This window comes from Paenibacillus marchantiophytorum, from assembly GCF_014640555.1.
GTDB classification, from domain to species: domain Bacteria; phylum Bacillota; class Bacilli; order Paenibacillales; family NBRC-103111; genus Paenibacillus_E; species Paenibacillus_E marchantiophytorum.
In genome coordinates, this window is record NZ_BMHE01000070.1 from 1 (window position 1) to 17850 (window position 17850).

Genomic DNA, 17850 nt, shown 5'->3' on the forward strand with positions numbered 1-17850 from the left:
CCGTGCATTTCAATTGGCTCACGTCCCTAATATGGAATAAATCTCTATTCTCCATATTTATTCATATTCCCTTGTGCCAACGAAGAAAATATCCAACAAAATTTTGGGTAGACCTAAGTAGTTACGCAAATTTTAGGCGGAAAGGTGTTCATTTTCTTGAAATAGAGCATCTGGTATTCGTTAGATTTTCAGAATGAGCGATTTTGGCCGAATAAAGGGTATTGAGTTCGTTAGGAGGGCATGGGGCTTTTCGGTCTCAAAGGGCATCTAACGAACTGTATGATGCTTATAGACCGTAAAATGGCTACTTTGGAGATTTAATAAACGGAGTTGGCGCTACTGAGCAAGTTTTAGGGCGGAAAGGTGTTCATTTTCTTGAAATAGAGCATCTGGCATTCGTTAGATTTTCAGAATGAGCGATTTTGGCCGAATAAAGGATATTGAGTTCGTTAGGGGGGCACGGGGCTTTTCGGTCTCAAAGGGCATCTAACGAACTGTATGATGCTTATAGACCGTAAAATGGCTACTTTGGAGATTTAATAAACGGAGTTGGCGCTACTGAGCAAGTTTTAGGGCGGAAAGGTGTTCATTTTCTTGAAATAGAGCATCTGGCATTCATTAGATTTTCAGAATGAGCGATTTTGGCCGAATAAAGGATATTGAGTTCGTTAGGGGGGCATGGGGTTTGCCCCAAGGTGCGTGGACTTGTTAACCTAGCTGCAGGCTAGTTTTTCTTGCTAATTTCCAGAAATAGATAAATTTATCCCTGTTTTATAAGAATAGCAACCTAACTTTTTCCAATTATTTTTTTATAATCGAGGTGTACCCAAAAAAAAGCAGAAATTCTAGGAGGTCAACAATGAACAAAGTAAAAAGCGGTTTATCTTTAGCGGTAGTAATGGCTATGACGGCTACCTCGGTAGCTTGCAGCTCTGGAAGCCAAACGGCAACGACGACGACAACCACGTCCCCAAGTCCATCCACCCCAGTAAAAGCAGCTGAAAAAGAGAAACCAAAAGAGTTCAAGATGACGCTTCGACACATTGAGATTAGAGACACAGCGAAATCGAATTTAGCGATTTTGACTAGTGTAGTAAAAGCAACAGAAGCAGAAGTGCCTGGACTTAAGTTCGAATTGGATGGTGTTGAGGATGTAGTCAATCGTGACACGAAGTTGAAAGCAGAAATGCAAGCGGGCAGCCCGCCGCCTATTTTTGATCTTTTTGGTGGAGCGGATACGTTGAATTATTCTAAAGCAGGTCGTTTGCTTGATTTGACACCAATTCTTACTGAGCTAGGTTTAAAAGATAAATTTATGAATCTGAACGAGTTTACTGTCGATGGCAAAATTTATGGATTGCCAAGATCGGGGTTTGTTGAAGGCGTTTTCTATAATAAGAAAATGTTTGCAGACGCAGGCGTTCAAGTCCCTAAAACATGGGATGAGTTCTTGAAAGTTTGCGAAGCGATTAAAGCCAAAGGCATCACGCCAATCGCGATGGGTGGAGGAGCCGGAGACGGTTGGGTCATTAACATGTTATTGAATACACTGTTCGTGCGGATCGGCGGACCTCAGGTGCAAGATGGTTTCGCAACGGGCAAATCCAAATGGACGGATCCAGCGGTTGTTGAAGCTTTCAAAAAACTGGAAGAGCTGAAAACGAAAGGTTACATCGATAAAAACGTGATCGCGACCAAGTATTCAGATGGGCAAGCCAGATTCTATACAGGTCAGGCGGCTATGTTATTTGACGGAAGCTGGGCTGCTTCAGCCATTAAGAGTCCTAAGTCGATCGTGGCCAACGACGCGAGTTTCTTCAACTTCCCGAATATGGGCGGTGGCGGTGACGATATGATCAATGGTGGTTGGTCGAATGGTTACGGATTCTCCTCTAAATTGAACGAAAATGAATTGAAAGCGGTTAAATCGTTTATCAAAAACTTCTATACCGAAGCGAACCAAAAAATAGCGTTGAAAGAATCCGGTAACATTCCTGCCTTGAAGTTGACGGATATTGGCGATGCCACAGGTTTGATCGCGGAAATCGTGCAAGCGCAATTGTCAGCGAAGAAAGGGGCTTTCCCAGCATTTGATGCGCTGGTTTCACCAGCCGTGAAGAAAACACTGGAGGCGACTTCCGAAGAGTTGATCGGTGGTAAAATCACTGCGCAAAAAGCAGCAGAAAAAATGCAGGCCGCACAAGACGCTAAGTAACTGGGTACATGTGGGAAAGGGGCACCACGCGTAAGCGTTGGTGTCCTAATTTACGCTATTCAAACGGAAAGATGGAGGATACCATGAATAAAGTATTGCGTAATCCGTATGCCTATGTGCTGTTTGTGGTGCCTGCGATGGCGCTTTATCTGACGTTTTACATTGTACCTATGCTGAATTCTTTGAAGTATGCGGTCACAAGTTGGAACGGCATTAATGAAGCGACTTTTAATGGTTTAGACAATTTCGTGAAAGCATTCCATGACGAAAAGTTTTGGATAGCTTTTAAAAATAATATCTATTTTGTCTTGTTCTCGGTATTCGTTCAAATACCAGTCATTATTTTTTTCTCTATTTTAATTAGCGGTGCTAAGCGGTTTCTAGGCTTTTACAAAACGACCGTCTTTCTGCCAAGTGTACTGTCCACAGCGATAATCGGGGTTATTTGGCAGTTTATTTATCATCCTGATGCGGGATTGGTGAATCAATTGCTGCGCGTGGTTGGTCTTGAGAGTTGGACGCATGGTTGGCTGGGTGAAGAAGGTTACTCGATGTTAGCGATTCTCGTGACGAATGGCTGGCAATGGACTGGATTCTACATCGTTCTTGTACTAGCTGCCATCTTCGCGATTCCAAAAGAAATGCAAGAAGCTGGAGAAATGGACGGAGCGATCGGATGGCGCAAGGCGCGCTACATTACGATTCCGCTCATTCGCCCTGTTATTCTCGTAGTGATGATGCTGTCGATAACCGGGGCCATGAAAGCGCTGGATATCGTGTTTATCATGACCAAAGGCGGTCCGTTCGGAAGTTCGGAAGTGATGGCTACCTATATGTACAAACAAGCTTATTCGATGTCATTATTCGGATACGCGAATGCCATTTCAGTGATTATTTTCTTATTTACGGTCGTCTTAACCGTGATATTTCATTTCCTTACCCGACGGACAGAGGAGGTCGACTACTAAGATGAGAAAAGCAACTGGCATTCTCCGGCACGTCATTCTTATAGGTTACTTAGCAATCATTTTGTATCCGCTTTTGTTTATTTTCAATTCCTCTTTCAAAAATAACTCGGAAGTCGTTCTGCATCCGTGGGCGCTGCCGGAGAAATTCCAAATAGGCAACTACATCGACGCCTTTGGAAATTCGCATATTGGCAAATATTTCATGAACAGCTTGTATATAAGTACGATCGCAACTGTTGCAGGCATTGTACTGGCAACTGCGATTGCATATGCCATTACTAGAATGAGGTTTCCTCGCATTAGTAAGCTTGTGTATGGCGGTTTGCTATTATCGCTATTGATATCTCCTGCTTCTTTGCTCATACCTTTGTATATTATGATCAGAAGTTTAGGCATCTACAATACGCCATTTGCTCTGATTGTTCCTTATACCGCCTTCAGTATTCCGATTTCCGTGTTTGTCATGGCGGCATTTCTGAAGTCGATCCCGCGCGAACTGGAAGAGGCTGGCGTCATGGATGGACTTTCGGTGTTTGGTCTGCTGGGCCGGATTATTATGCCGCTAACTTTACCCACGTTGGTGACTGTCTTTATTCTGAACTTCATGGGGCATTGGAACGAATTTATTATGGCGAATTTGTTTCTATCCAGCCAGGATCTGCGCACCTTGCCCGTAGCAGTTGTTGCTTTTATGGATAAATTCCAAATGAATTACGGCGCGTTAACGGCTTCGGTGATGATCAGTGCGTTGCCGGTAATCATCGTTTACACGGTTTTGCAAAAGCAGATTATTCAAGGCGTTGCGGCAGGCAGCGTAAAGGGTTAAAAATAATGCTACAAATAAGCGCTTTAGATGTTCTACTTTGTTCGGATTCAGCACTTGCGAACAAAGGACAACAGCTAACTGCGCTTTTTTTTGATTTTAGCCAGTGGCAATTTAACGAGTCCGTTGTCGGAGCTTTGCTGTCCTTATATGTACATACAAGTTGGACGAATGGTATAATACCTTCAGCATTTATACAACAGAGGTGAACCCATGAAAGAGAAACCAATACCGAAATACATGCAGCTGAAACAAGAAATCTTATCGTGGCTTCACGCCGGGAAACTAAAAGCGAATGACCAGATGCCTTCAGAGAACGAAATTGCGGAGCAATTTCAGATGAGTCGCCAAACGGTGCGGCAGACATTCGGTGAACTAGAGCAAGAAGGCTGGCTGTATCGACTGCAGGGGAAAGGGACTTACGTATCCACGCCTCAAACGCAAAAAAGCAGAGATGTGCAGACCATCGGCATTTTGACGACTTATATTTCGGATTATATTTTTCCGCATATTGTGAGAGGTGCAGAGTCGGCCTTGCGTGCACGCGGATACAGACTTCTCTTGTCTTCGACGGACAATGATAAGGACAAAGAAAAAGAAAGCTTGAATATGATGATGAGCCAACCGTTGAGCGGCTTGATTATTGAACCGACAAGAAGTGCAGAAGGCAACCCGAATCTAAGTTTTTACTTATCGCTGGACTATCAACATATTCCTTATTTAATGATCAACGAGAGGTATCCGGAGATGAACTGTCCTTCCCTGATCGTGGATGATGAAGAAGGTGGTTTCAAAGCGGCTCAGCATCTGATTGAGCTCGGCCATCGGGAGATCGCCGGGTTCTTCAAAACGGATGACTTGCAAGGGGTAAATCGGCTGAAAGGTTTTATTCGCGCCCACCAGCACTATCAGATTCCGCTTCTTCCAGAGCTGGTCATTCACTATACGACGGAGGAGAAAAGGCAGAAACCGTATCAGTCCGCAGTTGAACTCCTGAGTCATAAAGCGGAGCGTCCAACCGCTTTTGTCTGTTATAACGATGAATTAGCGATTCATTTGCTTGAAGCTGTACGTACATTAGACTTGCGAGTCCCAGAGGATGTCTCATTGGTAGGTTTTGATGATTCCTCCTTGGCGGTAGCCACCGAAGTGAAGCTTACAACACTCACACATCCGAAAACCCAGTTAGGCGTAGATGCGGCTGAGATTTTAATAGATATGATAGAGAATAAGCGAGTAAACAGCAGTGAGACCAGTAAAGTGTACATGCCGGAATTGATCGTTAGGGAATCAACAATACACGTTTAATCACGATAAAATAGTTGTAGCCAACTTGTACGTACAAGTGTTATAATATCCATATTGACACGACTAATCAAGGAGGCAATATTACTATGAACCCTTTTAAAGAAAAAGTTTTTTGGTTCGTTACCGGGAGCCAGCATTTATATGGACCTGAGACGTTGCTGCAGGTCGATGAGCATTCCAAACAAATGACAGAAGGCATTGACCGTCAGGAATCGATTCCGAGCAAGCTTATTTTCAAACCGGTATTGACGACGCCAGATGCGATTCGCAGACTTTGTCTAGATGCCAATGCCGATGACTCCTGTGCGGGAATCATTACGTGGATGCATACGTTTTCTCCAGCGAAAATGTGGATTGCCGGCTTGGCCGAATATCGCAAACCGCTGCTTCATTTGCATACGCAATTCAATCGCGACATTCCCTGGGAAACGATTGATATGGATTTCATGAACTTGAATCAAGCAGCGCATGGCGATCGTGAGTATGGTTTCATTGGAGCGCGCATGGGAATTTCCCGCAAGGTTGTTGTAGGCTATTGGGAAGATCCGGCGGTTATTGAACGCATTGCTGGATGGATGCGCACAGCGGTTGCCTTCATCGAAGGACGCAGTTTGAAAGTCGCCCGTTTTGGCGACAACATGCGTCAAGTGGCGGTTACAGAAGGCGATAAAGTAGAAGCGCAAATCAAATTCGGCTGGTCCATTAATGGATATGGTGTAGGGGATCTTGTTCAACGTGTAGGTGATATTTCGGAAGCTGATGTGGATCAGTTAATGGATGAGTATCAGGATGTGTATGATATTACGGCCGAAGGCCGTACGAGCGGACCTGTGCGTGAGGCAATTCGTGAGCAAGCTCGCATAGAGCTAGGCTTGAAAGGGTTCTTGGAGGAAGGCGGCTTCGGAGCTTTCACGACGACATTCGAAGATCTGCATGGACTCAAGCAGCTCCCTGGTTTGGCCGTTCAGCGTCTAATGGAACAAGGATATGGCTTCGGTGGAGAAGGCGACTGGAAAACGGCAGCTCTTACACGGGTTATGAAGATTATCGCCAATAATAAAGGGACTTCCTTCATGGAGGACTACACCTATCATATGGAACCAGGAAATGAGCTTGTCTTAGGGGCGCATATGCTTGAAATTTGTCCTACGATCGCAGCAACGCGTCCGAAAATTGAGGTTCATCCCCTGGGCATTGGCGGTAAAGCGGATCCGGCGCGCCTCGTATTTGATGGTTCTTCAGGCGCCGCTCTGAACGCCTCGCTAATTGATATGGGCAACCGCTTCCGTTTGCTAATCAACGAGGTGGATGCCGTTCAACCGGTTAAGGCGATGCCAAAACTGCCTGTTGCTCGCGTGCTGTGGAAGCCGCAGCCATCGCTGCGTGATTCCGCTGAGTCCTGGATTCTTGCTGGCGGAGCGCATCACACGGTATTCTCTTACAACGTTAGTACAGAACAGTTGGTTGATTGGGCTGAATTGGCGGGTGTGGAAGTGGTCATTATTAATAAAAACACAACTCCCTTGCAATTCCGCAATGAGCTTCGCTGGAACGAGGCGGCTTGGAAGCGCTAGGTAAATGAATGAAGACCGTTCCTCCTTCTGAAGAGGGGCGGTTTTCTCGTTCTTGCCCTATGTTCATAAAGTCACATTTGTCGATGTTTGCGAAACTTTCATCCATTGACTTCTTTTAATAAGATGCTATAAAGTGAATGCATATAAGCCTGTCCCGGAAAGGGATGGACGTGTGGGAGGATTACTAGCGATGACAACAAAGGCGTATGAAGGTACTTATCAAGGTGAGAAAGCGGTCTGGCTGCAAGCTGGGCGATACGAAGCAATTGTTTTGCCTGAAATCGGCGCTAATCTGATTGCATTCCGAGATACGGAGAAAGCGTACCGTTTCTTGCGCGAGCCTGCTCTAGAAGAAATGGCTGCTTTCAAGGAGCGTCCGATTGTACATGGAATTCCAGTGCTATTTCCGCCAAACCGCTATGAAGACGGCAAATTCCCATGGCAAGGGAAGGTGTATGAATTTCCTGTAAACGAACCCCAAACAGGCAATCATTTACATGGTTTTGTACACAATATTCCATGGACAGTCGAGAAATTCGGAACGGACGAAGCCGAGAGTCATGTCACATTGGCTCTGCAAGTCAGAGAAGGGCACTCCGTGTATACGTATTTGCCGCATGAATTTACGATCCGCTTGACCTATACGTTGAATGCGTTTGGGCTGCATCAGGATATTTCCGTACATAATGAAGGCAAGGACGCAATGCCTTGCTTGCTGGCTTATCACACGACGATAAATGCGCCATTCGCACCTAACAGTCAGGCATCTGACTACGGATTCAAAATGACCATTGGAAACCGCTGGCAGTTGAATGAGAGAATGCTTCCTACAGGTGAATTTCAGTCATTAACAGCCGATGAAGAGAAGATGAAAGTTGGCGGACTATCCCCATTCTTCGAATCCATGGATAATCATTACACAACAGCGCCCCAAAATGGCCGCAACTACATGGAGTTGACAGATTCCCGTGAAGGCGTCAAACTGGTCTATGATGTAGGAACTTCCTACAAACAGTGGATGATCTGGAACAATGGCGCTTCGGAAGGTTTTTTCTGTCCGGAACCGCAAATGAATTTGGTCAATGCTCCGAATGTGGAGCTTCCTGCTGAGCCAATTGGACTCGTATCTTTGGAACCAGGTGAGGTTTGGGGCGAGAGAGCAAGATTATATACAATTGAATTGAAGAAATAAGAAGCATACAGGTACCCCTTAGACGCATGGAGAGAATCCGACGTGATGATCTCCTGCTGTGAGGGGTATTTTTATCGGAAAGGATAGGTGCTTACAAATGGAAACTAACGAAGTATCTGAGAAAGACGCTTTACTCGCAGAAATCAAACGACTCCGCCAGGAGAATGAGCGATTAAAGCAAGAAATTGCCAAATTGCGCGGCGTTAAGCGTCCTTCCGGGGATGCGATGGACACGATGTCGACCAAATTAAAAGAAGCGTTGAGAGAATAACACGTTAGTTTCGCCGTTCGTTCGACAAATGGAGTCGCTTTCGGTATAATGAAAACTGCCAAAAGGAGGGAAATCAAATGAACGAAACGTTACCACCAAAAACATGTACAATTGACCGACTGGTTACCAAAGAAGCTGAGGTCAGCAAAGTGCTTGCTGGTCAAAAGACAGCTTGTCGACGCAATGGACGCTATGCCGATATCGGTGAAACGATGGACTTGGAAGGCACAGCCTTCACGGTTATCAAAGTGTATCAGCAGTCATTAGGTGATTTGACCGTTGAGGATGCGAAGGCGGAAGGACATACAACTATCGACGAATATCGCGACAGCATTCTATCCATTCATCCGGGCATGCCTTGGCTGCCGCAAATGAAAGTATGGGTTCACGAGTTCCAAAAAGCGGAATAAAGCAAACCAAAAACAGTGTGGATTCTTAGGATCTACACTGTTTTGTTGAATTTTTTCACAGAATGGATGATGGTGTTGAGTTGGTACATTTTACTGTTGTATATCCATATTTTTAGTGTCGTATTAAGTATTGGTCCTTATTTCGTCTTATTTCCACTGCTGGCAAAAATACGAACAGCACCATTCGAGCAGCTGCCGGATTATCTGGAGCCATTTCGCATTACCGTACGACTTACGAAGCATGCGGGACATGTTCTAGTTGCGACAGGCATCATACTGACATGGATTACGTCTTGGACATGGAAGACTTCCTGGATTATCGTCACCGTGCTCATTATGGTTGCCTCGTTGTATTTTATTGCCCGCGCATTCTCGCCCCTGCTTCGCAAGCTCAAAGCGCCTCATGAAGATCGCAATGATTTGGTCAATAGACTGCGTAAAGCCTTGATCTGGTACGTCTTAATCACTTTATCTATGATGTGGTTTATGGTGGCCAAGCCAAACTTATGGTAGGTTACAGAGCCGGTTTGCGAGCGTGCATGACTACAAAGTTATAATATTTGTATATGCAGTCTACGTCAGCGAATCCTGCTTCTCTCAACCAACCTAACTGTTGTTCAAGGGGAGCCATTTTATCCAGTTTCGTCCGTTCATAAGCTGCTTGGAGCGCGTCAGCCGTCAGATCCGTGGCTTCAATCTTGGTCGTCCAATCCGAGCGGTAGAGCTGGTCGAGAAACGGGCTGCTGCCCAGTACTTGATCGGCATTGACGAAGACGCCGCCCGGTTTAAGCAATCCGAAGATATGATGGAATAAGGCTTCTTTGGCGGGATCTTCCAGGTGATGGATAGAAAGTGCTGAGATTATGCAGTCAAACGTTTCAGCGCTTTCGAAATGGCTGTAATCCCCGGCAACGAAGGTGAGATGGGCGGAGTCTTCTCCAAAGCGCAGCTTGGCAACATCCAGCATTCCCTCTGAAAGATCAATTAACGTAATATGGGCTCCTGGAAATTGATGGAGCACATAAGAGGAGAAGAGACCTGTTCCGGCGCCTAGATCGAGAATACGCGGTGCTGGATGATCGGCCTGCACAAGTGAGGCGGCAATGCGATAGAAGTCGTCAAAACAGGGAATTAGCTTTTTTCGTTGGCTGTCATACTTTTCGGCAATTTGATCAAATTTTGTGCTGATTCGTTGTTTGTCTTGATGTTTCACTCTTCTTCAACTCCGTTCACTTCGTGATACAATCGTATGTCTTGTTGTTAGTTTAACTGGTGAAGGGGAAGAAATCTAAGATATAAAACCGATTATCATTATAGGTAAAACCTATAACTCGAGCGGTGCCTATTGAAAATAGGCGGATGTTCTCTTATTTTACACGACGGAATAATTGATTGAGCACCTCAGAGAAGACAAGGCCAATGGCAATAGCGCCTGACAGCAGGAACGCTTTGGCAGCCAGCTGTACGGCAAGATCATAGTGGTTGAGGACGACGTTCCGCATGGCATCATAGGCAAGACCGCCGGGTACTAATGGAATGATCCCGGAAACACTGAAAACAATGACTGGTGTTTTATAGATTTTAGCCAAGAACTGACTCACAACCGTAACGAAGAAAGAAGCGATCAGCGTTGCCAAGATGGGATCAAGGGGGATGAGTAAGCAGGAAACATATAACATCCAGCCCACCATTCCAACGAAGCCGCATTGCAGCAGTGTTCGCTTCGGCACATTGAACAAGATTGCAAAAGCTGCAGTAGCGATGAAGCTTGTGAGGAGCTGTTCGAGCATGATCATCCTGTGATTCCCTCCCCGTTATAGAAGGACAGCACGAAGGCGATACCTGCGCCAATCGCAAAGGCCGTTAGAAATGCTTCAGCACCCTTGGAAACGCCTGACACGAAATGCCCAGCCATCAGATCGCGCACAGCGTTCGTGATGAGAAGTCCAGGCACAAGCGGCATGACAGAGCCGATAATGATTTTATCAAGATCATGGCCCAGGCCCGCTATCACCCAGAGATAGGCCATGGTTCCTATCAATAAGGAAGCCAAAAACTCCGCAAAAAACTTAATCGGCACCAATCGATGAAAATAACCAAGAAAAGAAAATCCCGCGCCGCCGGCAACAAAAGCGGGCAGGAAGTCGCTCCATTTCCCTTGGAACATAATTAAAAAGCAGCCGCTGGCTATGGCCGCGGACAGGATTTTGATCCAAGTTGGATAGCCTGTTCTGGCTGTATCTATATCGACAAGTAACCGATAAGCTTCAGCAGGTGTAAGCTCTCCTTGACTGATTCGTCTGGAAACCGCATTGACAACGGTTACTTTGTGAAGGTCGGTAGAACGAGCGGAAATTCGAATCAGCCGGGTTGTCTGTTCCGGTCCATCGATGGAGAAAATGATCCCGGTTGGCGTCACAAAGCTATGTGAATTGGGTACGCCGAAAGCTTGAGCGACATGGCTCATGGTATCTTCGACACGATACGTTTCGCCGCCATTTTCCAGCATGATTTTACCGGCAAGCAAACAGACTTGTGCGATTTCGTAGTTGGTCGCAGAGGGCTGCTCCATGGTCGTTCACTCCTGAGGGTAGATTTGCCAAAAGTATACTATACCACGAGCAGCCTTTGATGTTAAGGCGTGGTTTTGATTGATTTTAAAGCAATTTTTTCCCAATTGAGCAGTAATTTAATCGTTTCGTCCAACTGCTGCTTGGCAGAAATGTCTGCGGAGTGATCGCCTTTTTGAAAGCCATAGCTGCCGAATTGAGAATGGTTTCCGCCTTGTATCGTATGATATTCGGTTGTGGTCGGAAGGTCGCTTCTCGCCGCAGTGAAGGCATCCTGTTTGACCGCGCCATCCTTTGAGCCTATCAAAGAGATCACTGGCAGATTCGCAGTAAGCAGACTCCCTTTGGGGTCTGGGTATGAGGCCAGAAAAAATACACCGGCAAAAGCATCCGCATGTTTAGCAGCAAAGCGGGAGGCCATCACACCCCCAAGGGAATGACCACCGATTACAAAAGACTCATCAGGATGACGGGCCGCTAGAATAGACGCTGCTCGATCACCGCCAAAAACAGCCAGATTCATGGGCATTTTCACAATATAGGTCCGATGCCCTGCCTGCGCTAAGGCTTGCGCATAAGTGGCGTAGCTTTCCGGTTTAACGAGACCCCCGGGATAGTAGATCATACTCGGCTGTACCGGATTCTTGGGTTCAAACAGAATGACTTGACCTTGTTCGCTCACCGTAACGGTTTCATTGCTTTTCATAGCTTCAAGTGCGTCAGCATCAGGTTGATAAGGTCGCAAATACCAATAAATAATAGCCACAAGCATAATTAATAAGGCTAAAGCCCATTTCCACCAATGACGTTTAAAAGTTCTCATCATATATCACCTCTCGCCATGTAGGTTATCAAGTCCTATTAGAAGTGTCAAGGCATACACAACTGAAGGAGGCTGCTAGGCATGAAAGCATTTTTTTGACGGATCTAGATGGTGTATAATGGAATAAAAAAGCGAGGTTGTCGTATGCCTAGATATATGGCGTTATTGCGCGGTATCAATGTAAGCGGTCAGAAACTGATTAAAATGGACAAGCTGCGAAGCATTTTCGAAGCGATGGGGTATCACCGTGTGATCACGTATATTCAGAGTGGGAATGTGATTTTTGATAGTGAGGAAAGCGCAGAAACTGCTCGTGAGCGCATTGTCCAAGAGTTGTTGGCTCAGCTCAATTATGATATACCTGTTATCATTCGATCACTCGCTGAGATGCACGAGATTGTCGAGCAGACACCGTATCTGACTGTTGACGAGGAAGAGGGGGCACAGCGTTACGTTACTTTATTGTCTCAGCTTCCTACAGACGAGGCGGTAGTGAAATTGGCATCCTTTCAGAATGAAGTCGACGAATTCCGGGTGATGGGGCTTACCGTCTATATGCTTATTCGCAAGAATTATGGTGAAACGAAGTTCAGCAACAATTTTCTGGAGAAAAAACTTGGCGTGACCGCAACGACAAGAAATTGGCAAACGATGAACAAGCTGATTCAATTAGCTGAGGAAGGGAGCTGATTAGGATGGACTATGATGATTCGCGAATGAGCTACACCAATACCTTCATCCTAGTTTCAGCTGACTGTCCGGTGGAGACAGGAACTGTTCCGGCGAACAAGAAAGAAGGGAAAACCGCTCATTTGATTCAATATGAGTTATTATCTCAAAATCCTTATCGCTTTACACAGGGAGAACTGATTTATCAAGTTCATCTGCTTCACAAACAAATTCCTCAGAGTGGAATCGAGGATAGCGGCGAAGACATTCGTCTGGCACTTTTTGCCAAAAGCCATCCCTGTTTACGTGCATCTATGCTGCCCAAGAAGCATGGTTGGGGTGTGCATTATGATGAAGAAGGTAAAATTGCTATATTTCCGATGGAATCAGAGGCGTATCAGCAATTTGTTGAAGCGGGGAATGGGGGAGCTCCTGATGGCCCCAAATTATTGTATGCAATGCGGAATTCTCGCGGCTAGTGCTGAAATAGAGTCAATGCGAAGCCTATAACCCGCAAAAGTGACCATCAGGAAATCTTTCTGGTGGTTTTTATTTCGTTATGTTGACAAAAAAGCAAACAAAACAATATAATGTCTATTATATACAGGACATAGATAAGGAGTGTTTGTTGTGGAAGTAACTGAATTGTTCTGGCAAGCCTCGTTTGACGAGTGGAAAAGAGGCTATGTACAGGAAGGCGATTTTCATATTTGTTTGCTATGTGGAAAACAAACCGAAATAGGCGTTATTTATCCAGTCGAAGATGTCTTGTATGATGCCGAGCGTTATTTGAAATGGCATATCGCACAGGCTCATGGCTCTGTCTTTCAATATTTAGTTGGCTTGGATAAGAAATTGACAGGTCTTACGGACCATCAGAATAGTTTACTTCAGTTGTTTTATGAAGGTAAGAGCGACAGCGAAATTCAGCAGGAGCTGAATATTGGCAGCGCGTCTACAATTCGTAATCATCGGTTTGGACTCAAAGAGAAAGAACGTCAAGCCAAAGTTTTTCTAGTCATGATGGAGCTGTTGAAGGAGAAGGATCAGCATGCGCCAGTTTTTGTAGACATTCATAAAACCGCCAAAATGGTGGATGAAAGATACAATATTACGCAAGATGAGTATGAGAAAATGATCAAGAAGTATTTCCCGAACGGCACCTCCGGAGAACTGACATCCTTCTCGCAGCAAGAAAAACACAAGATCGTCGTGCTGCGCGAGATTGCCAAGCGATTCGAACAAGACCATTTCTACAGTGAAAAAGAAGTCAATGAAATTTTGAAGCCAGCGTTTCATGATTATGTGAAATTACGAAGATACTTGATTGAATACGGTTTTCTTGACCGAGAACCAGATGGTAGCCAATATTGGCGCAAAGGGTGACTACGATATGAGTAAAAAGGAGTCAGGGTCTATGAACCGCAGACAAGAATTACAGATGCAATATAAAGAAACGAAGCAAGAAGCGGGCGTGTTTCAAGTTCGCAATACTGTGAATAATAAATTATGGGTCGACAGCACGAGAAATTTGCGTTCTATGAACGGAAAACGCATGCAGCTTGAGATGGGTGGTCACATGAACAAGGAGCTTCAAAAAGAATGGAACGAGTTCGGAAGCGATGCCTTCGTCATGGAAGTTCTGGAAGTGCTTGAAGTGAAGGAGACGGGGTATTTCGACGAGAAAGACGCCCTCCGGAAGTTGGAAGAGAAGTGGCTTGAGCAGATTCAACCCTTCGATGAGCGTGGGTACAATAAGCGCAAGCCGTAAGAATAGAGACGAAGAGGAGGGGAGGCTGAGGCTGCACATCCTCTTCTTTTTGGAATAATAGAGAGTGTAAGTTTTTGAGTGGATATAGAATATGAAACAGGACATCCTACACCGAATTTTCTTTGATGAGAATCTCATGCTGAGAAACGGAAGAGTGGAGCCGGGTCTTGTCTGAGGACGTATGTCAAGTCAACCATCGGCAGGTTATCTTGACAATCAACGTAGGTCTAAGTGACATGTTTTTGGTTTGGGGTGAAAGGGAACGTCAAGCCGCGATACTAGCAAAATGTGTCACATTTTCGAGTTTGGAGGGAACTACAGTACGCTATAGTTCTGAAAACCGCCATATTCCACGCCAGAGGGAACTACGATCCGCTATGTCACCATTTCCCGGTTGGAATCAGCAGATTCCGCTTAAATAGAGGATCTCAGTTCCCTTTCATGCTACTTTTACCCCAGTTCCCGCCATTTAGCGGATCATAGTTCCTTTTCACACGACGATCTCTGTCATTGCAAAGACGTAAAGGGAAGTAGGAGCCGCTATATTGCTGAAAACTGTTATGAAGACGTTCATCTCTTAGGGAGGCAAAGCCGCCGCTTTTTTTAGTGTGGTTGTCGTTTCTTTAACAGAGGACGTACTGCCGCACCGTCCAACTAGGCAGCTGCTTTCCCTTGCAAATATGCTATGTGTTCTCCCACCCCTCTATCTAACTTCACCACCACCACCAATCACCAACAACAAACACCAGCAACCAGCAACCAACACTAACACCAACAAACACCAGCAACCAACACTAACACCACCAACCACCAGCAACCGACAACCAACACCACCACCAACCACCAACCAACCACCAACACCAACCAACACCAACCAGACAAATTCAAATCCAGAGGGATCGTAGCCCCTCTATTTCATGATTTGTTAATGAGAATGTGAGAAAACCAGTATTTTGTTGTCAATCCTGCAGAAACTAAGCGAATGCTTAGGCAGGAGGAGGTCGAAAGTCCGATGAGAGAATACCGTAGACGCATCATCGCATTCGTGCGCATTATCCCAGTAACCATCGCGGGGCTGCTTGTGATCGCGTTTGGCTGGGCGCATGCCGCTGAAGAACTGAAGCACGGAATCATCCGAATTCCCGTGCTGAACTACCACAGCATCGGGGTGGAGCCGGGGAACACGTACGTGCTCCACCCCGATGACTTCGCGCGCCAAATGGCCTATTTGGCTGCGCAGCACTACACTCCGCTGACGCTGGCGGACTTCGCCCGCGTCCTCGCGAAGGAGCTGCCGTCGCCGCAGAAGCCCGTGCTGCTCACGTTCGACGACGGCTATGCAGACAATGCGGAGGCGGCGCTGCCGATCCTCCGGCAGCACGGTTTTCCGGCGACGCTGTTCCTGTCGCCTGGAGCCGTGGGCCAGCCGGGCTATGTGAGCTGGCCGCAAGTGCAAGAGCTGAGCGCAGCGGGATGGGACATTGAGCCGCATGGCATGACCCATCCGCATCTCCCGCAGCTCACCAAGAAGCAGCAGCGCGAGGAGATCACGGAATCGCGCCGCTGGATTGAGCAGAAGCTGGGAAAGCGAGCGGCTGCTTTTGCTTATCCGTACGGCGAGTACAACGCGGATACGCTGAAGATTTTGCGAGATGCTGGATTTCAATGGGGCTTCACGACCCAGGAGGGATGGGCAACGTCAGCCCAATCTCCCTATGAACGAAGTCGTTTGGTAGTACGCAGCGAGGATAGCTTCGAGACTTGGAAGCAAAGGCTATCCGTTCCTTGAAGCGAAAACAGGTCGTTTGAGCTAGATCTACACACAGCCACCAGAGAAGTTTCCACAGCTGATTCGTCTCGCGGCTTACACGACAAGCGCAGAGGAAGAATGAGAGTTTGCTTATGGTCTGCAAGTACTTATAGACGGATTTTCAGCCAATTTACCTAATTCACACGATAGCTTTTGGTATAGTAGTGGATTTACCGAGTTTTTTGAGTATAATCGTACATAGAGATAACAATTTTTACTAAACTATTTCGTTTAAGGAGTCATATCATGTCAAAAACACTTATTTTCGGACATAAAAATCCGGACACTGATTCAATCACTTCAGCAATTGCTTATGCAGCATTGAAAACAAAACTAGGTCAAGAGGTTGAAGCTGTTCGCCTTGGCAGTGTGAACGGTGAAACCCAATATGCGCTTGATACGTTCAAAGTAGCTGCTCCTCGTCAAGTAGAGACTGTAGCGAACGAAGCTGAGAATGTAATCTTAGTTGACCATGTTGAACGCCAACAAAGTGCTGCGGATATTGATAAAGTACGTGTTGTGGAAGTTATTGACCATCACCGTATCGCGAACTTTGAAACGAGCCACCCGCTTTACTACCGTGCAGAGCCGGTTGGTTGCACAGCGACCATCCTGAATAAATTGTACAAAGAAAATGGCGTCTCCATCGATAAAGATATCGCAGGCTTGATGCTTTCTGCTATCATTTCTGATTCCTTGTTGTTCAAATCCCCGACTTGCACAGAGCAAGACGTTGCAGCAGCTCGTGAGCTTGCTGAAATCGCTGGCGTGAACGCTGAAACCTACGGGTTGGAGATGCTGAAAGCAGGAGCAGATTTGAGTGACAAAACCGTTGCACAACTGATCTCGCTGGATGCAAAAGAATTCCAATTAGGCAGCTACAAAGCTGAGATTGCTCAAGTCAATGCGGTTGACGTGAATGATGTTCTGTCCCAACAAGCAGAAATTGAATCCGCTTTGAACACGATTATCACTGAGAAAAATCTGGATCTTTTCTTATTCGTTGTGACTGACATCTTAAACAATGATTCCGTTGGTTTGGCACTAGGCCGCAAAGCAGATGCTGTTGAGAAAGCCTACAACGTAACACTTGTAGACAACAAAGCATTGCTTAAAGGCGTAGTTTCCCGTAAATCGCAAATCGTTCCCGTTCTTACGGATATTTTTAACACGTTGTAAGGTTTGGATTGAGGACGCTGTTCATTTCGATGAATGGCGTTTTTTTATACATAGAATTTGTTTTGGAATGATCGAGGAGTTACCCTAATGGCCTCGCGCTGTGGGAGGGAACTACAGGGAGCTATTCTAGCCAAAAGTGTAATTATAGCGAGGTTGAGGGAACTACAGTTCGCTAATTTGCTATTTGTGAGGGAAATTCAGCGCTTTTCGTAGAAATAAGACCCTGTAGTTCCGCTAGCACCCTTGTATTCCTGCTATTTGCGTAAA

At 45.9% G+C, this 17850-nt stretch carries 19 protein-coding genes; 15 read left to right on the plus strand and 4 right to left on the minus strand.

All coding sequences use genetic code 11. From position 1 onward, the window contains the following. Positions 1 to 859 precede the first annotated feature (859 nt). The 9 genes from IEY34_RS33435 to IEY34_RS33475 all read left to right on the plus strand — a co-directional run bounded on the left by IEY34_RS33435 (position 860) and on the right by IEY34_RS33475 (position 9274). Positions 860 to 2215 carry an extracellular solute-binding protein gene (locus IEY34_RS33435; protein WP_229757967.1) on the plus strand — a complete coding sequence of 452 codons (1356 nt, stop codon included), beginning with the start codon at positions 860 to 862 and terminating at the stop codon, positions 2213 to 2215. 83 nt (positions 2216 to 2298) lie between these two features. Beyond that, positions 2299 to 3183, plus strand: a complete 885-nt coding sequence (locus IEY34_RS33440) for a carbohydrate ABC transporter permease (protein ID WP_189020215.1) — start codon at positions 2299 to 2301, stop codon at positions 3181 to 3183. Between the two features lies 1 nt (position 3184). Then, the gene (locus IEY34_RS33445; RefSeq protein ID WP_189020217.1) at positions 3185 to 4009 is read left to right on the plus strand and encodes a carbohydrate ABC transporter permease; all 825 of its coding nucleotides are present in this window, start codon (positions 3185 to 3187) and stop codon (positions 4007 to 4009) included. Between the two features lie 210 nt (positions 4010 to 4219). After that, positions 4220 to 5314 (plus strand): GntR family transcriptional regulator, encoded by a 1095-nt coding sequence (locus tag IEY34_RS33450; protein ID WP_189020219.1) that lies wholly within the window; start codon positions 4220 to 4222, stop codon positions 5312 to 5314. Between the two features lie 86 nt (positions 5315 to 5400). Beyond that, on the plus strand, positions 5401 to 6888 hold the full coding sequence (gene araA / locus IEY34_RS33455; RefSeq protein WP_189020220.1) for an L-arabinose isomerase: 1488 nt from the start codon (positions 5401 to 5403) through the stop codon (positions 6886 to 6888). Positions 6889 to 7078: 190 nt separating this feature from the next. Next, positions 7079 to 8080, plus strand: a complete 1002-nt coding sequence (locus IEY34_RS33460) for an aldose 1-epimerase (RefSeq protein WP_189020222.1) — start codon at positions 7079 to 7081, stop codon at positions 8078 to 8080. Between the two features lie 97 nt (positions 8081 to 8177). Then, a complete protein-coding gene (locus tag IEY34_RS33465) occupies positions 8178 to 8351 on the plus strand; it encodes a hypothetical protein (RefSeq protein WP_189020224.1) in 174 nt (57 codons plus the stop codon). A 77-nt stretch (positions 8352 to 8428) separates the two neighbouring features. Further along, on the plus strand, positions 8429 to 8761 hold the full coding sequence (locus tag IEY34_RS33470; protein WP_189020226.1) for an ASCH domain-containing protein: 333 nt from the start codon (positions 8429 to 8431) through the stop codon (positions 8759 to 8761). Positions 8762 to 8803: 42 nt separating this feature from the next. Next, complete coding sequence (locus IEY34_RS33475) at positions 8804 to 9274, plus strand: DUF2269 family protein (protein ID WP_229757968.1); 471 nt, start codon at positions 8804 to 8806, stop codon at positions 9272 to 9274. Position 9275: 1 nt separating this feature from the next. Here the strand turns inward: IEY34_RS33475 and IEY34_RS33480 are convergent, their stop codons facing one another. The 4 genes from IEY34_RS33480 to IEY34_RS33495 form a co-directional block, all read right to left on the minus strand. Next, complete coding sequence (locus IEY34_RS33480; protein ID WP_189020228.1) at positions 9276 to 9974, minus strand: class I SAM-dependent methyltransferase; 699 nt, start codon at positions 9972 to 9974, stop codon at positions 9276 to 9278. A gap of 154 nt (positions 9975 to 10128) precedes the next feature. After that, the gene (locus IEY34_RS33485; protein ID WP_189020230.1) at positions 10129 to 10557 is read right to left on the minus strand and encodes a threonine/serine exporter family protein; all 429 of its coding nucleotides are present in this window, start codon (positions 10555 to 10557) and stop codon (positions 10129 to 10131) included. Next, positions 10554 to 11333, minus strand: a complete 780-nt coding sequence (locus IEY34_RS33490; protein ID WP_189020232.1) for a threonine/serine exporter family protein — start codon at positions 11331 to 11333, stop codon at positions 10554 to 10556. The genes IEY34_RS33485 and IEY34_RS33490 overlap by 4 nt, the downstream gene beginning before the upstream one ends. Before the next feature lie 62 nt (positions 11334 to 11395). After that, positions 11396 to 12157, minus strand: a complete 762-nt coding sequence (locus tag IEY34_RS33495) for an alpha/beta family hydrolase (RefSeq protein WP_189020234.1) — start codon at positions 12155 to 12157, stop codon at positions 11396 to 11398. 141 nt (positions 12158 to 12298) lie between these two features. Here IEY34_RS33495 and IEY34_RS33500 point away from each other — a divergent pair, with 141 nt between their 5' ends. The 6 genes from IEY34_RS33500 (at position 12299) to IEY34_RS33525 (ending at position 17583) form a co-directional block, all read left to right on the plus strand. Beyond that, a complete protein-coding gene (locus tag IEY34_RS33500; protein WP_189020235.1) occupies positions 12299 to 12844 on the plus strand; it encodes a DUF1697 domain-containing protein in 546 nt (181 codons plus the stop codon). 5 nt (positions 12845 to 12849) lie between these two features. Continuing rightward, on the plus strand, positions 12850 to 13302 hold the full coding sequence (locus tag IEY34_RS33505) for a DUF6157 family protein (protein WP_229757969.1): 453 nt from the start codon (positions 12850 to 12852) through the stop codon (positions 13300 to 13302). Between the two features lie 151 nt (positions 13303 to 13453). Then, positions 13454 to 14209 (plus strand): DUF2087 domain-containing protein, encoded by a 756-nt coding sequence (locus IEY34_RS33510; protein WP_189020237.1) that lies wholly within the window; start codon positions 13454 to 13456, stop codon positions 14207 to 14209. 31 nt (positions 14210 to 14240) lie between these two features. Beyond that, positions 14241 to 14594 carry a GIY-YIG nuclease family protein gene (locus IEY34_RS33515; RefSeq protein WP_189020239.1) on the plus strand — a complete coding sequence of 118 codons (354 nt, stop codon included), beginning with the start codon at positions 14241 to 14243 and terminating at the stop codon, positions 14592 to 14594. Positions 14595 to 15606: 1012 nt separating this feature from the next. Next, complete coding sequence (locus IEY34_RS33520) at positions 15607 to 16383, plus strand: polysaccharide deacetylase family protein (protein ID WP_229757970.1); 777 nt, start codon at positions 15607 to 15609, stop codon at positions 16381 to 16383. A 267-nt stretch (positions 16384 to 16650) separates the two neighbouring features. After that, entirely contained in the window at positions 16651 to 17583 is a 933-nt protein-coding gene (locus tag IEY34_RS33525; protein ID WP_189020241.1) for a manganese-dependent inorganic pyrophosphatase, read from the plus strand. Positions 17584 to 17850 lie beyond the last annotated feature (267 nt).